The following is a 15,218-nucleotide window of genomic DNA, read 5'->3' on the forward strand; positions in this document are numbered from 1 at the left end:
TTTTCAAGCTGACTCACCTGTCAGTGTGAGCGCAGCCGTAGAATCTGCGCGCCATCAAACGGGTCAGTCAGGTAATGCGCCTGTACGCCAAACGTGTCCTGCAAGCGCTGCGGCGTGAGCACCTCCAGCGGTTTGCCCAGCGCCACCAACTGCCCGCGATCCAGCACTGCCAAACGATCGCAGGTCAGCGCCTGATTCAGGTCGTGCAGCGCAATCAAGGTGGTCACCGGCAGCGCCTGCACGCCTTTTAAAATCGCCAACTGATGCTGGATATCCAGGTGATTGGTCGGCTCGTCCAGCAATAAAATCTGCGGCCGTTGCGCCAGGGCGCGGGCGATGTGCACGCGTTGGCGCTCACCACCGGAAAGGCTGCGCCAGGCGCGCGTGCTCAGGTGGGTGGCGTCGACGTCATGCAAGGCCTGGTTGACGATGGTGTGGTCGTCTGCGGACCACGGGCTCAATGCCGACAGCCACGGTGTGCGGCCCAGCGCCACGGCATCGAACACGCGGATCGCGTCGTCGGTGTCGGCTTGTTGCTCCACCACGGCCAATTGCTGGGCGATGGCGCGGCGCGACAGGTCGCGCAAGCGTTGGCCGCTCAAGCGCACTTCGCCGCTGGCGGGCACCCGCAAACCGGCGAGCAGTTTGAGCAGGGTGGATTTGCCGGAGCCGTTGGGGCCGACGATGCCTAAGGTTTCGCCCAGCTGAACCTCCAGGTGAATATCGCGCAGTAACTCGGCCTCGCGCACCTTGAAGCCCAGCCCGGTGCAACTGAGCACGCTCATCGCGCATTTCTCCGGCCGATCAGAATCAGCGCAAACACCGGAGCGCCGACCAACGCCGTCACCACGCCAACCGGAATCACCTGACCCTTGATCAGCGTGCGCGACAGCACATCCGCCGCAATCAAAAACAGCGCGCCGCCCAAGGCACTAACCGGCAGCAACCGCGAATGCCCGGTGCCGACCAGCAGGCGCACGGCGTGGGGAATCACCAGCCCGACAAAGCCGATCGAGCCGACAATCGACACCATCACCGCCGTGACCAGCGCGGCGCAGCCCACCAGCACAAACTGCACGCGCCGCACCGGGATGCCCAGGGACGCGGCGGAGTCCGTGCCAAAGGTAAACGCATCCAGCGCGCGGCGGTGCCACAGGCACACCGCCAGGCCTGCGACCGCCACCGGCACCACCAGCCACACCGACGGCCAGCGCACGCCGCTGAGGTTACCCAGCAGCCAGAACAGGATGCCGCGGGCCTGCTCGGAACTCGCCGATTTGGTGATCAGGAACGCGGTAAGGGCATTGAACAGCTGCGAGCCGGCGATGCCAGCGAGGATGATCTGCCCGGTGCCGGTGGACGAGCCGCTGGCGCGCGCCAGCAAGGTCACCAGTGCAAAGGCCGCCATGGCCCCGACAAATGCGCCCGCCGACAACGAAACCAGCCCGCCGCCCACGCCGATCAGGGCAACCAGCACCGCGCCGGTCGATGCGCCGGCGCTGATGCCCAGCAGGTACGGGTCAGCCAACGGGTTACGCAACAACGACTGCAAAATCACCCCGCACGTGGCCAGCCCGGCCCCGCACGCCGCCGCCACCAGGGCGCGGGTCAGGCGGTAGTTCCACACCACCCCTTCGTCGATCGGGTCCAGTACGTAACCCGCCGCCCACAGTTTGTTGGCGAGCACCTGGAGCACGACCTGTGGGGAAATGGCGGTTTCGCCGATGGCCACGCCGGCAAGCACGGCGAGCAGTAACAGGGCGAGGGCGAGCAGGCTACGTATCATTTGCGCAGGTCGTAGCCGTCGATGGCGTGGGCCAGTTGTTCCAGGCCATCGAACGTGCGGATGCTGGCCTGCAAGGCCAGGGCGTCGAGGATGATGATGCGGTTGTGTTTGACCGCGTCCATATTGCGGGTCACCGGGTCGCTGCGCAGGAAGGCGAGTTTCTTTTCATGGTCGTCGGCCGGGTAGCGGCGGCGGTCCATGCGGGCGATCACCAGGAAGGTCGGGTTGGCCTTGGCGAGGGTTTCCCAGCCGACGGCGGGCCACTCTTCATCGGACTGCACAACGTTGTGCAGGCCCAGGGTTTCCAGGATGAATTCGGGCACACCTTTGTGGCCGGCGACGTACGGGTCGCTGGCCATCTCGGCGCTGGAGAACCAGACCAGTGCGCTGGCCTGCTTGAGGCCTTTGCTCTGCGCGGTGGCGACAGCGTTGGCCAGGCGCGCCTTGAGTTCGTCGTTCAGTTGCTGGCCGCGATCCTGTACATCGAAGATCTCGGCCAGTTGACGGATGCTTTTATAAATTGTGTCGATGCGAAACGGCTCCAGCCGCGTGCCGTCGGCACCCACCAGGTTGTCCTTGCCTTCGCAGTCGGAGGGCAGCAGGTAGGTGGGAATCTTCAGCTCGTGGAATTGCTCGCGGGTGCCAACCACGCCCTGTGGGCCGACCACCCATTCCAGCTCGGCGGCCACCAGTTGCGGGCGCTTGGCGATCACCGCTTCGAAGCTTGGCTCGTTATCGGCCAGGCGCTCGATGGTGTCGTTCTGCGCCTTGAACGTCGGCAGTACGCTGTTGAACCACAGCGAGGTGCCGACCACCGTGTTCGCCACGCCCAGGGCATAGAGCATTTCAGTGGCCGCCTGGCCGATGGTTACGCTGCGTGCGGGGGCTTGCGCGAAGGTCAGCGTGCTGCCGCAGTTCTGCACCGTCAGCGGGTAATGAGTGGGGGCCGCGTGGGCCAGGGCGCAGAAGCCCAGGCCGGTGAGCAGGGCGGTAATGCGAGGCAGCATGGGGCAATCTCCGTATGGACCGTACGTGGAACTGGAGCGGTACGGTTCGGAAACACCCCCTCGAAGGCTGCGGTTCAGGCAGGCGAGGACGTCCTTCCCGGACACCCCGCCGGTTAGTGAGTTACTGGGCCGGCAGGTCTCCTGACTGATGCGTCATCGCCTCGCTCCGGCCTTCCCGGGCAATGCCCAGTGGCGATGTGGAGCAGGCTCGGCACCTACAGTTGCGGGGGCAGTTTCGATTGGCGCGATGGGCTGCGCGTCGAATTCCCTATTAGTCCCATTTGGGAACCGGCGCGGTATGGTAGTCGATCGTGACCGGCAGGGGGAGCTTGATCTGCGTACCCCATACCCGTCGATCAGCGGGGCCGCCGGGCGTGTGGTGGCAAGGCCAGCGCCAAACGCCAGGGCAAGGGCCGTAAGTTGCTGGCGAGCAGGGCACGCCCGCTCGCCACCGGTAGTTGGCTTGCGCCAACTATCACGGCCAGCCTCAGAGACTTACTTGCGATCCAGCCACACCGTCTGCGCGTTGCAGAATTCGCGCACGCCAAAGTGCGACAACTCCCGCCCAAACCCGCTTTTCTTGATGCCGCCGAACGCGACCCGAGGGTCCGAGACGCTGAAGGCGTTGACGAAGATCCCGCCGGTTTCCAGTTGGTTGGCGATGTCGCGTGCCTTGGCCGAGTCGGTGGTGAAGACGCTCGCCGTCAGGCCAAACTCGCTGTCGTTGGCCAGGGCCACGGCGTGGTCGGCATCGCGGGCGGTGATGATCGAGGCCACGGGGCCAAACAGTTCCTGTTTGAACGAGGTCATCTGGTCGGTGACGTTGGCCAGTACGGTGGGCGCATAGTAGTTGCCGGCGCCGGGTACTTTGTGGCCGCCCAGCAGCAGGGTCGCGCCTTCGTCCAGGGTGGCCTGGACCTGGCCGTGCAACTCGTCGCGCAGGTCGAAGCGCGCCATCGGGCCGACGTAGGTGCTGGAAGCTGTCGGGTCGCCCATGACCAGGGCGCGGCTGGCTTCGAGGAATTTAGCGGTGAAGGCTTCTACCACGCCGTCTTCGATGATCAGGCGCTTGGCGGCGGCGCAGACCTGGCCGCTGTTCTGGAAACGCCCGATCACGGCGGCCTGGACGGCGGCATCGAGGTCGGCGTCGTTGAGCACGATAAACGGGTCGGAGCCGCCCAGTTCGAGCACGCATTTTTTCAGCGCGGCACCGGCCTGGGAGCCGATGGCCATGCCGGCGCGGACGCTGCCGGTTAACGTGACGGCGGCGATGCGTGGGTCGGCGATGGCGGTGGAGACGCCGTCCTGGGTCACGTTGATCACTTCGAACAGGCCTTCAGCGAACCCGGCTTTCTGGAACGCCGCTTTCATCAGGTAGGCGCTGCCCATGACATTCGGCGCGTGTTTGAGCACGTAGGTGTTGCCGGCGAGCATCGTAGGCACGGCGCCGCGCAGCACTTGCCAGACCGGGAAGTTCCACGGCATCACCGCGAGGATCGGGCCCAGCGGGCGGTATTCGATCTGGGCACTGCCGTTGTCCACCTGCGTTGGCTCCGGCGCGAGCATGGCCGGGCCGTGGGCGGCATACCATTCGCTGAGGTGTGCGCATTTTTCGATTTCGGCGCGAGCCTGGGCGATGGGTTTGCCCATTTCCAGGGTGATCATCTGCGCCATGTCTTCGGCTTGGTCACGCAGCGCACTGGCCAGGGCCAGCAGCCGCTCGGCGCGCTGGCTGACCGGCTGGCGGCGCCAGGTGCGGAAGGCGTCGGTGGCGCGGTTGAGCGCGGCGTCCAGTTGCGCCTCGGTTTCGTAAGGGTAGCTGCCGACCGTTTCGCCGTTGGCGGGGTTGATCGACAAGGCGTGGGTCTGTTGAGTCATCGCGTTCATGGCACCGTCCGGCTGAATGAGTGGAATGGGTTTAGCCTACGGGGCTGCATATTTTCTGGAAACTGAATAATATTAAGCAATACGTTCACGATTGGAGAATGACTTGGATCTGGTGCAGCTGGAAATCTTCAAGGCGGTTGCCGAGCAAGGCAGCATCAGCGCCGCCGCGCAGTTGATTCATCGCGTGCCGTCGAACCTGACCACGCGGATCAAGCAACTGGAACAAGACTTGGGCGTGGAATTGTTTATCCGCGAGAAAAGCCGCCTGCGTCTGTCACCGGCCGGGTGGAATTTCCTCGGCTATGCGCGGCGTATTCTCGACCTGGTGCAAGAAGCCCGCGCGACGGTGGCGGGTGAGGAGCCCCAGGGCGCGTTTGCCCTCGGCTCGCTGGAGAGCACCGCCGCCGTGCGTATCCCGGCGTTGCTCGCGGCGTATAACCAGAAGTACGCCAAGGTCGAGTTGGACCTGAGCACCGGGCCGTCGGGCACGATGATCGAAGGCGTGTTGTCGGGGCGCCTGGCGGCGGCATTTGTCGACGGCCCGGTGCTGCATGCCACGCTGGAGGGCGTGGCGGTGTTTGAAGAGGAAATGGTGGTGATTGCGCCGCTGCATCACGCGCCGATCACCCGCGGCCAGGATGTGGCGGGGGAGAGCATCTACACCTTTCGCGCGAACTGCTCGTATCGCCATCACTTCGAACGGTGGTTCTCACAGGATGGTGCGGTGCCGGGCAAGATTTTCGAGATGGAGTCCTACCACGGCATGCTCGCCTGCGTCAGCGCCGGCGCCGGCCTGGCGCTGATGCCGCGCAGCATGCTGGAAAGCATGCCGGGGTTTACGGCGGTGAGTGTGTGGCCGTTGAGCGACGCGTTCCGCATTCTGCACACCTGGCTGATCTGGCGGCGGGGCACGGTGTCGCAGAGTTTGAACAGCTTTGTGAAGTTGTTGGAAGCGCGCGCTCTGCAAGCCAAGTAGCGCCAGTGTGGGCGCTGGCTTGCCTGCGATAACGGTGTATCAGCGATAGAGGTATCGGCAGGCCTGGCGTAATCGCAGGCAAGCCGGCTCCCACAGGGGATCGCTGTCAGCCGCCGAACTGGAAGGTGCCCATCGCCAATTTGGCCATGATCGCCGTCGCGCCCAGTTGCACCAGCCACAAGGCCAGGCCGCCAAGGAACACGCCGAGGGCGACTTGCAGCACCAGGCTTTTCTGGCGCTTGGCTTGCGGCGCGCGCGGGGTGAAATCATCCAGTTCGTCGCGGTCGGCGCGCAGGTCCAAGTCGTCGTTTCTCATAGGGCTCTCACAGCAAAGGGGCAGTCGAGGTTCAGTCTAGGGGAGCGGGGTGTTTTGCGACAGGCATTAAAAAAGGGAAGCCGCGGCTTCCCTTCGTTTAGCACCGTCAGGTTTATAGAACCTGAACAATCGCCTTTGTTACCGCGCCAATGTTCGACTGGTTCAGCGCCGCCACACAGATGCGGCCAGTGTCCAGTGCATAGATACCAAACTCGGTGCGCAAGCGGGTGACTTGCTCAACCGTCAGGCCGGAGTAGGAGAACATCCCGCGCTGGCGGCCGACGAAGCTGAAGTCGTGGCCTGGCGCTGCTTTGGCCAGTTCGGCGACCATCTGCTCACGCATGCCACGGATGCGCAGGCGCATTTCAGCCAGTTCGGCTTCCCACTGGGCGCGCAGCTCAGGGTTGTTCAGCACTGCCGCTACGATGGCCGCGCCGTGGGTTGGCGGGTTGGAGTAGTTGGTGCGGATTACACGCTTGACCTGGGACAGGATGCGCGCGCTTTCTTCCTTGGATTCGCTGACGATCGACAGCGCGCCCACACGTTCGCCGTACAGCGAGAACGACTTGGAGAACGAGCTGGACACAAAGAAGGTCAGGCCCGATTCAGCGAACAGGCGCACCGCTGCGGCGTCTTCGTGGATGCCGTCGCCGAAGCCCTGGTAGGCCATGTCGAGGAACGGCACCAGGTTCTTGGCCTTGACCACGTCCAGCACGTTTTGCCAGTCGGCCGGGCTCAGGTCGACGCCGGTCGGGTTGTGGCAGCACGCGTGCAGCACCACGATGGACTGTGGCGGCAGGGCGTTGAGGTCTTCGAGCAGACCGGCACGGTTCACGTCGTGGGTGGCGGCGTCGTAGTAGCGATAGGTTTGCACCGGGAAGCCGGCTTTTTCGAACAGCGCCTGGTGGTTTTCCCAGCTCGGGTCGCTGATGGCGACGACGGCGTTGGGCAGCAGTTGCTTGAGGAAGTCGGCGCCGATTTTCAGCGCGCCGGTGCCGCCGACCGCTTGTGCGGTGATGACACGGCCGGCGCTCAGCAGCGGCGAGTCAGCGCCGAACAGCAGCGTTTGCACGGCCTGGTCGTACGCCACGATGCCGTCGATTGGCAAGTAGCCACGGGCGGCGTGTTGCGCCACGCGAATGGCTTCCGCTTCGGCAACGGCACGCAAGAGTGGAATCTTCCCCTCCTCGTTGCAGTAAACGCCCACGCCAAGGTTGACCTTGGTGGTTCGGGTGTCGGCGTTGAATGCTTCGTTGAGGCCCAGGATTGGATCGCGTGGTGCCATTTCGACAGCGGAGAACAGGCTCATTTTTGCGGCAGCTCTATGGGGGAATGGAGGGACGTGTCGCGCTCCAGCCGAATGCACTAGAGCGGTGCACAAACGGGGAGCTAGTATAGAGGCCATCCAGGCTGAGGGCGACAGCCGAAATGGCTTTTCGGCCAAGTTTTTCGGTTTATTTGCCGACCGTTAGTCTTATTGCAACATTGGTCAACCACGGCAGGTAGGACGATTGCCTTGAAACCCGTCACATTCGTCACCACTTCTACAGCTATCATGGTTTTTTCCTGCAGCCTGCGATAACTATTCGCGGGTTGCTGAGCTATTTCGTCCCTGGCGGTATTGAGTCTGGGGTGACTTCACGAGGTACGTTATGTCGGATTTCCAGCTCGTCACCCGTTTTGAACCCGCCGGCGACCAACCCGAAGCCATTCGCCTGATGGTTGAAGGCATCGAAGCCGGCCTGGCGCACCAGACGCTGCTCGGGGTGACCGGTTCAGGCAAGACCTTCAGCATCGCCAACGTGATTGCGCAGACCAATCGGCCGACCTTGGTGCTGGCGCCGAACAAGACCCTGGCCGCGCAGCTCTACGGCGAGTTCAAGGCGTTTTTCCCGAACAACGCAGTGGAATACTTCGTTTCCTATTACGACTACTACCAGCCCGAAGCGTATGTGCCGTCCTCCGATACCTTTATCGAGAAGGATGCGTCGATCAACGACCACATCGAGCAGATGCGGCTGTCGGCGACCAAGGCGCTGCTGGAGCGCAAGGACGCGATCATCGTCACCACGGTGTCGTGCATCTACGGCCTGGGCAGCCCGGAAACCTATTTGAAGATGGTGTTGCACGTCGACCGTGGCGACAAACTCGACCAGCGCGAGCTGCTGCGGCGCCTGACGAGCTTGCAATACACCCGCAACGACATGGACTTTGCCCGCGCCACCTTCCGCGTACGCGGCGATGTGATCGACATCTACCCGGCCGAATCCGACCTGGAAGCGATCCGCATCGAGCTGTTCGACGATGAAGTCGAGAGCCTGTCGGCCTTCGACCCGCTGACCGGCGAGGTGATCCGCAAGCTGCCGCGCTTCACCTTCTACCCGAAAAGCCACTACGTGACCCCGCGTGAAACCCTGATGGGCGCCATCGAGGGCATCAAGGTCGAGTTGGCCGAGCGCCTGGAATACCTGCGTGCCAACAACAAACTGGTGGAAGCCCAGCGCCTGGAGCAGCGTACTCGCTTCGACCTGGAGATGATCCTGGAGCTGGGTTACTGCAACGGCATCGAAAACTACTCGCGCTACCTCTCGGGGCGCGACTCCGGGCAGGCGCCGCCGACCCTGTTTGATTACCTGCCGGACGACGCCTTGCTGGTGATCGACGAGTCCCACGTCAGCGTGCCGCAGGTGGGCGCGATGTACAAAGGTGACCGGTCGCGTAAAGAAACCCTGGTGGAATATGGCTTCCGCCTGCCTTCGGCGCTGGATAACCGGCCGATGCGCTTCGACGAGTTTGAAAGCATCAGCCCGCAGACGATCTTTGTTTCGGCCACCCCGGGTAACTACGAAGCGGAGCATGCGGGGCGCGTGATTGAGCAACTGGTGCGCCCGACCGGCCTGGTGGACCCGCAAATCGAGATCCGCCCGGCGCTGACTCAGGTCGATGACCTGCTCTCGGAAATCACCAAGCGCGTGGCCCTGGAAGAGCGGGTGTTGGTCACCACGCTGACCAAGCGCATGTCCGAAGACTTGACTGACTACCTGGCCGACCACGGCGTGCGCGTGCGCTATTTGCACTCCGACATCGACACCGTGGAGCGCGTCGAGATTATCCGCGACCTGCGCCTGGGTACTTTTGATGTGCTGGTGGGGATCAACCTGTTGCGCGAAGGCCTGGACATGCCGGAGGTGTCGCTGGTGGCGATCCTCGATGCCGACAAGGAAGGCTTCCTGCGTTCCGAGCGCTCGCTGATCCAGACCATCGGGCGTGCGGCGCGTAACCTCAATGGCCGGGCGATTCTCTACGCGGATCGCATCACCGGCTCCATGGAGCGGGCAATTGGCGAGACCGAGCGCCGCCGTGACAAGCAGATTGCCTTCAACCTGGAGAATGGCATTACGCCCAAGGGCGTGTTCAAGGACGTTGCCGACATCATGGAAGGCGCCACTGTGCCCGGCTCGCGCAGCAAGAAGCGCAAGGGCATGGCCAAGGCGGCGGAAGAGAGCGCCAAGTACGAGAACGAATTGCGCTCGCCGAGTGAGATCACCAAGCGTATCCGGCAGTTGGAAGAGAAGATGTACCAGCTGGCGCGGGATCTTGAGTTCGAAGCCGCCGCGCAGACACGGGACGAGATCGGCAAGTTGCGGGAGCGGTTGTTGGCTGTTTGATTGGCAGCGGCGGTGATGGCCTCTTCGCGAGCAAGCCCGCTCCCACGGTTGACCGATTGCCAGCATGAGAATGTGGTCGAATGTGGGAGCGGGCTTGCTCGCTAAGGGCGGCACCGCGGTCCACCAGAATCACCCACGCTGGAGCCCAAGCACCCCAGGCTGTTACCATTCGCCCCTTGTTTGAATTTTCAGTTTTATCGCCCATTCGAGACCTGCCATGACCACCGTCCGCACGCGCATTGCGCCATCGCCTACTGGGGATCCCCACGTCGGCACTGCTTACATCGCCCTGTTCAACTACTGCTTTGCCAAGCAGCACGGCGGTGAATTCATCCTGCGGATCGAAGACACCGATCAACTGCGTTCGACCCGTGAGTCGGAGCAGCAGATTTTTGATGCACTGCGCTGGCTGGGCATTACCTGGGCGGAAGGCCCGGACGTCGGTGGCCCGCACGGCCCGTATCGCCAGAGCGAGCGCAGCGAGATCTACAAGCAGTACACCCAGCAATTGGTCGACATGGGCCATGCTTTCCCGTGCTTCTGCACCGCCGAAGAGCTGGACCAGATGCGCGCCGAGCAACAGGCGCGTGGCGAAACCCCACGCTATGACGGCCGCGCGCTGCTGCTCTCGAAAGAAGAAGTGGCCCAGCGCCTGGCTGCCGGCGAGCCTCACGTTATCCGCATGAAAGTGCCGAGCGAAGGCGTGTGCGTGGTGCCGGACATGCTGCGCGGTGACGTCGAGATCCCGTGGGACCGCATGGACATGCAGGTGCTGATGAAGACCGACGGCCTGCCGACGTACTTCCTGGCCAACGTGGTCGACGACCACCTGATGGGCATCACCCACGTGCTGCGCGGCGAAGAATGGCTGCCGTCGGCGCCCAAACTGATTCTGCTGTACGAGTACTTTGGCTGGGAACAACCGCAGTTGTGCTACATGCCGCTGCTGCGTAACCCGGACAAGAGCAAGCTCTCCAAGCGCAAGAACCCGACGTCGGTGACGTTCTACGAGCGCATGGGCTTCATGCCTGAGGCGATGCTCAACTACCTGGGCCGCATGGGCTGGTCGATGCCGGACGAGCGCGAGAAGTTCTCGCTGCAGGAAATGGTCGATAACTTCGACCTGTCCCGTGTCTCTTTGGGCGGGCCGATTTTCGATATCGAGAAGCTGTCGTGGCTCAATGGCCAGTGGCTGCGTGACCTGCCGGTGGAAGAGTTCGCCAGCCGCGTGCAGCAGTGGGCGTTGAACCCCGAGTACATGATGAAGATCGCACCGCTGGTGCAGGGCAGGGTGGAGACGTTCAGCCAGGTCGCACCGTTGGCCAGTTTCTTCTTTGCTGGTGGCGTGAACCCGGATCCCAAGCTGTTTGAATCCAAGAAGCTCTCGGGTGACCAGGTTCGCCAGTTGATGCAGTTGATCCTGTGGAAGCTCGAAAGCCTGCGTCAGTGGGAGAAAGAGGCGATTACTGCGACGATCCAGGCGGTGGTCGAGTCCCTTGAGCTGAAGTTGCGCGATGCCATGCCGCTGATGTTTGCCGCTATTACCGGGCAGGCCAGTTCGGTATCGGTACTCGATGCGATGGAAATTCTCGGCCCGGACCTCACGCGTTTCCGTCTGCGCCAAGCCCTTGATTTGCTTGGTGGTGTGTCGAAGAAAGAAAACAAAGAGTGGGAAAAGTTGCTGGGCGCTATCGGCTAAGCAACCGGTTGTAACGGCCAAACCCCGGTTTTCCGGGGTTTGGGCGGTAAGTGATTGTTATCCCGGCAAAAAATTTTGGAAATTGTTGAAAATAAATTTGACACACTTCCAAACCGCCATTAAGATTCGCCCCGTCCTCACCGATGAGGGGCTATAGCTCAGCTGGGAGAGCGCTTGCATGGCATGCAAGAGGTCAACGGTTCGATCCCGTTTAGCTCCACCAATTTACAGGTTCAAGGTCTGGCCACACCGGCCTTGAATTGATCAGTTCTCAGCGCTGATCGGTTGTACAGAAGGTTTTGTCCCCTTCGTCTAGTGGCCTAGGACACCGCCCTTTCACGGCGGTAACAGGGGTTCGAGTCCCCTAGGGGACGCCAGTTTCAACAAGCAGCTCGCAAGGTCTGCTGCGCCGCGAGGCGAAAAATCCGGGGCTATAGCTCAGCTGGGAGAGCGCTTGCATGGCATGCAAGAGGTCAACGGTTCGATCCCGTTTAGCTCCACCAATTTACACGTTCAAGGTTCCGGCCACACCGTCCTTGAGCTGATCAGACTCAGCCTGATCACGTTGTATAGAAGGTTTGTGTCCCCTTCGTCTAGTGGCCTAGGACACCGCCCTTTCACGGCGGTAACAGGGGTTCGAGTCCCCTAGGGGACGCCACGATTACCCGCTCTGCGGGATTTTTAAGGGTCATTCAATTATTGAATGGCCCTTTTGTTTGTCTGGCGTTTGGGTTTTTTACACCCACCCCCAAATCTCCCCATCGAACCCGCACATATTGGCGCACAAGGCTTCCAGTCAGTTGGCCTCGGCTCGCCGCATCGCAAACGGTGGCGGCAGGCGCTTTATTCCATGCGTTCTCATCGGTGCTGCTCGGACGAGCGGTTAAGTGGGTGGCTTGCGAAATATTATTATGGTAATAATATTTAACCCATGACAGACGGAGGCAACGATGAGCGATAAAAAAGCGCAAACCCGCGAACGCATTTTGCAGGCTGCCAGCGCGGCGTTGATCCAGCGCGGCCCTGCCGAGCCGAGCGTCGGTGAAGTCATGGGTGCAGCCGGGCTCACGGTCGGCGGGTTCTACGCGCACTTTGAAAGCAAAGACGCGTTGATGCTGGAGGCCTTCACGCAGTTGCTGGCCCGGCGTCGTGCCTCCATTGACGATATGGACGCAAGCCTCACCGGCGAGGAACGCAGAAGCCTGGTGGCGGCGTTCTACCTGTCGCGCAAACACCGCGACTCGACGGACCAGGCCTGCCCGATCCCGGCAACGGTGGGCGAGATGAGCCGCCTGCCGGATGAGTTTCGCCTGGCGCTCAACGAACATACGGAGTTGATGGCCGCCCAGTTGGCCGCCAGCCCGGAGGACACCGACAAAGCTCTGGCGGATATGGCCCTGATGATCGGCGGCCTGGCCTTGGCGCGGGCCCTCGGCCCGGGCGAATTGTCGGACCGCGTGTTACGCGCTGCCAAGTCGGCGGTACGTTAAAAAGGGGAGTCGCATGATGGGCGCATTAACCTGGATTCGTGGTTTCAATGGCACCGTCGGCCGCTTGGCGCCGCGCACGGTGGCGAGTAAGTTGCGCCGCACGTTCATGACGCCTCGCAACCTGCCGCCGCGTGATTGGGAGTTACCGCTGCTGGCGCAATCGGAGCGCATCACCCTGCGTTTTGGTCTGTCGGCGTTGCGCTGGGGGCAAGGGCCCGCCGTGTTGCTGATGCACGGTTGGGAAGGGCGTCCCACGCAGTTCGCCAGTCTGATCACCGCGCTGGTGGATAACGGTTATTCGGTGATTGCCCTGGATGGGCCGGCCCATGGCCGTTCGCCTGGGCGTGAAGCGCATGTGCTGCTGTTTGCTCGCGCGATGCTCGAAGCCGCCGCGGAGTTACCACCGCTGCAGGCGGTCGTGGGGCATTCCATGGGCGGCGCCAGTGCGCTGCTGGCGGTGCAGTTGGGGTTGCGTACCGAGGCGTTGGTCAGCATTGCGGCACCGTCGCGGTTCCTCGATGTGCTGCGGGGGTTTGCCGGTATGGTGGGCTTGCCGGCCCGTGCGCGCGCCGCGTTTATCCGCGAAGTCGAATTGACTTTCGGCATGCCGCTCAAGCACTTGGACGTCGCTCACTACCAGATGAACCTTCCGGGCCTGATCGTGCACGCCGAAGACGACACCTTTGTTCCGGTCAAAGCTTCGCAAGCCATTCATGACGCCTGGTTCGACAGCCGTCTGCTGCGCCTGGAGCAGGGCGGCCATAAGAAGGTGCTGGCCGACCCGCGGGTGATCGACGGCGTACTGACGCTCCTGGCCGGCTGCCGTTTACAGGCGCGGCAAACCGCCTGATACACTGCTCCCGCCGACATTAATCGACTGGAGCAAGGCATGGGCTGGGATTTGGCAACGCCGTTTATCATTGATCTGCAGGTCGCCGCTGAAGACATCGACGGCCTGGGGCACGCCAATAACGCGGTGTACGTGTCCTGGTTGGAGCGTTGCGCCTGGCGCCATTCCCAGCGGCTGGGGCTGGACCTCACCGAGTACCGCCGCCTGGACCGCGCGATGGCCGTGGTGCGTCATGAGATCGACTACCTGGCGGCGGGCTATGAGGGCGACGAGCTGCAACTGGCCACCTGGATCGTCGACTGGGACCAGCGCCTGAAAATGACTCGCCGCTTCCAACTGGTTCGCCCCCGTGACGGCGCGACCTTGCTACGCGCGCACACCACCTTTGTCTGCATCGAGCTGTCCAGCGGCAAGCCCAAGCGCATGCCGGCTGAATTTCTCGACGGCTATGGTCCCGCCCTGACAGGGGGTTAACGGTTACGCTGGGAAACCCAGTAAACTGCGCCACGATTTTTGTTGAGTGTTTTCCATGCAAATTGCTTTGGCGCCCATGGAGGGGTTGGTCGACAACATCCTGCGGGACGTGTTGACCCGCGTGGGCGGTATTGACTGGTGCGTGACCGAATTTATTCGCGTCAATGACCGCCTGCTCACGCCGGCCTATTTCCACAAGCTCGCCCCGGAACTGCTGGACGGTGCCCACACCGCAGCGGGCGTGCCGCTGCGCGTGCAGTTGCTGGGTTCCGACCCGGTCTGCCTGGCGGAAAACGCGGCGTTGGCCTGTGAGCTGGGTTCGCAGGTGATCGACCTGAACTTCGGTTGCCCGGCCAAGACCGTTAACAAATCCCGTGGCGGTGCGGTATTGCTCAAGGAGCCGGAGCTGCTTAACCAGATTGTCGAGCATGTACGCCGCGCAGTGCCTGCGCATATTCCGGTCACCGCCAAGATGCGCCTGGGCTTCGACAGCCCGGACGGTGCGCTGGTGTGTGCCACGGCCCTGGCTGAAGGCGGTGCGGCACATATTGTGGTGCATGCACGGACCAAGGCCGATGGCTACAAGCCGCCCGCTCACTGGGAGTGGATCCCGCGCGTGCAGGACGTGGTCAAGGTGCCGGTGTTCGCCAATGGCGATATCTGGAGCGTCGAAGACTGGAAGCGTTGCCGCGAAATCAGCGGCGCCGACGACATCATGCTCGGCCGTGGCCTGGTGGCACGTCCCGACCTGGCGCGGCAGATTGTGGCGGCGAAGGCGGGTGAAGAGGTGGTGGAAATGACCTGGGCCGAAATGCAGCCGATGCTCCAGGAGTTCTGGCGCCAATCGGTGGCGCAGTTGACCGAAAAGCAGGCGCCGGGTCGTTTGAAGCAATGGCTGGCGATGCTCACACGCAATTATCCCGAGGCGGTGGAGCTGTTCACCGTGATGCGTCGGGAAACCGACTTGCAACAGGTCGGTCGTTTGTTGGGCATGCCCCCTCCGGCTGCTGCTTGATCGTTTGATGGCCGCGGATTGACCGAGACAGGCAATGAGGCGGATGCGCC

13 protein-coding genes, 4 tRNA genes and 1 riboswitch are annotated in these 15,218 nt (G+C 62.6%); of the genes, 11 read left to right on the plus strand and 6 right to left on the minus strand.

Annotation, left to right across the window (positions count from 1 at the left end; genetic code table 11):
• Positions 1-20 precede the first annotated feature (20 nt).
• The 4 genes from JFT85_RS25745 to JFT85_RS25760 form a co-directional block, all read right to left on the minus strand.
• Entirely contained in the window at positions 21-785 is a 765-nt protein-coding gene (locus JFT85_RS25745; protein ID WP_069550969.1) for an ABC transporter ATP-binding protein, read from the minus strand.
• Positions 782-1,786 (minus strand): FecCD family ABC transporter permease, encoded by a 1,005-nt coding sequence (locus JFT85_RS25750; RefSeq protein WP_053257106.1) that lies wholly within the window; start codon positions 1,784-1,786, stop codon positions 782-784. Before JFT85_RS25750 ends, JFT85_RS25745 begins: the two co-directional genes overlap by 4 nt.
• On the minus strand, positions 1,783-2,793 hold the full coding sequence (locus tag JFT85_RS25755) for an ABC transporter substrate-binding protein (protein ID WP_069550968.1): 1,011 nt from the start codon (positions 2,791-2,793) through the stop codon (positions 1,783-1,785). The genes JFT85_RS25750 and JFT85_RS25755 overlap by 4 nt, the downstream gene beginning before the upstream one ends.
• Before the next feature lie 114 nt (positions 2,794-2,907).
• Positions 2,908-3,101: riboswitch (cobalamin riboswitch) on the minus strand.
• Positions 3,102-3,288: 187 nt separating this feature from the next.
• Positions 3,289-4,680: an aldehyde dehydrogenase family protein gene (locus JFT85_RS25760; RefSeq protein WP_201230668.1), complete on the minus strand. Its 1,392-nt coding sequence runs from the start codon at positions 4,678-4,680 to the stop codon at positions 3,289-3,291.
• A gap of 103 nt (positions 4,681-4,783) precedes the next feature.
• Here JFT85_RS25760 and ptrR point away from each other — a divergent pair, with 103 nt between their 5' ends.
• A complete protein-coding gene (gene ptrR, locus JFT85_RS25765) occupies positions 4,784-5,656 on the plus strand; it encodes a putrescine utilization regulator PtrR (protein ID WP_053257103.1) in 873 nt (290 codons plus the stop codon).
• A gap of 106 nt (positions 5,657-5,762) precedes the next feature.
• Here the strand turns inward: ptrR and JFT85_RS25770 are convergent, their stop codons facing one another.
• Both JFT85_RS25770 and JFT85_RS25775 read right to left on the minus strand, forming a co-directional pair.
• Entirely contained in the window at positions 5,763-5,972 is a 210-nt protein-coding gene (locus JFT85_RS25770) for a hypothetical protein (protein WP_053257102.1), read from the minus strand.
• A 112-nt stretch (positions 5,973-6,084) separates the two neighbouring features.
• Positions 6,085-7,281 (minus strand): amino acid aminotransferase, encoded by a 1,197-nt coding sequence (locus JFT85_RS25775; RefSeq protein WP_053257101.1) that lies wholly within the window; start codon positions 7,279-7,281, stop codon positions 6,085-6,087.
• A 343-nt stretch (positions 7,282-7,624) separates the two neighbouring features.
• Between JFT85_RS25775 and uvrB the strand changes: the two genes are divergently transcribed.
• From uvrB to JFT85_RS25825, 10 genes are all read left to right on the plus strand, one after another.
• A complete protein-coding gene (uvrB, locus tag JFT85_RS25780; protein ID WP_053257100.1) occupies positions 7,625-9,640 on the plus strand; it encodes an excinuclease ABC subunit UvrB in 2,016 nt (671 codons plus the stop codon).
• Between the two features lie 217 nt (positions 9,641-9,857).
• Complete coding sequence (gltX, locus tag JFT85_RS25785; protein ID WP_053257099.1) at positions 9,858-11,339, plus strand: glutamate--tRNA ligase; 1,482 nt, start codon at positions 9,858-9,860, stop codon at positions 11,337-11,339.
• A gap of 147 nt (positions 11,340-11,486) precedes the next feature.
• Positions 11,487-11,562: transfer RNA gene (locus JFT85_RS25790), tRNA-Ala, on the plus strand.
• A gap of 78 nt (positions 11,563-11,640) precedes the next feature.
• A tRNA-Glu gene (locus JFT85_RS25795) sits at positions 11,641-11,716 on the plus strand.
• Between the two features lie 50 nt (positions 11,717-11,766).
• Positions 11,767-11,842 (plus strand) — tRNA-Ala (locus JFT85_RS25800).
• A gap of 79 nt (positions 11,843-11,921) precedes the next feature.
• Positions 11,922-11,997, plus strand: a tRNA-Glu gene (locus tag JFT85_RS25805).
• Between the two features lie 292 nt (positions 11,998-12,289).
• A complete protein-coding gene (locus JFT85_RS25810) occupies positions 12,290-12,829 on the plus strand; it encodes a TetR/AcrR family transcriptional regulator (protein WP_053257098.1) in 540 nt (179 codons plus the stop codon).
• A gap of 16 nt (positions 12,830-12,845) precedes the next feature.
• On the plus strand, positions 12,846-13,679 hold the full coding sequence (locus JFT85_RS25815) for an alpha/beta hydrolase (protein ID WP_201230937.1): 834 nt from the start codon (positions 12,846-12,848) through the stop codon (positions 13,677-13,679).
• A gap of 39 nt (positions 13,680-13,718) precedes the next feature.
• Complete coding sequence (locus JFT85_RS25820; RefSeq protein ID WP_053257097.1) at positions 13,719-14,153, plus strand: acyl-CoA thioesterase; 435 nt, start codon at positions 13,719-13,721, stop codon at positions 14,151-14,153.
• A gap of 55 nt (positions 14,154-14,208) precedes the next feature.
• Positions 14,209-15,168 carry a tRNA dihydrouridine synthase gene (locus JFT85_RS25825; protein WP_053257096.1) on the plus strand — a complete coding sequence of 320 codons (960 nt, stop codon included), beginning with the start codon at positions 14,209-14,211 and terminating at the stop codon, positions 15,166-15,168.
• The last annotated feature ends 50 nt before the right edge of the window (positions 15,169-15,218 follow it).

The sequence above is a fragment of the Pseudomonas sp. TH04 genome, assembly GCF_016651355.1.
GTDB classification, from domain to species: Bacteria; Pseudomonadota; Gammaproteobacteria; order Pseudomonadales; family Pseudomonadaceae; genus Aquipseudomonas; species Aquipseudomonas fluorescens.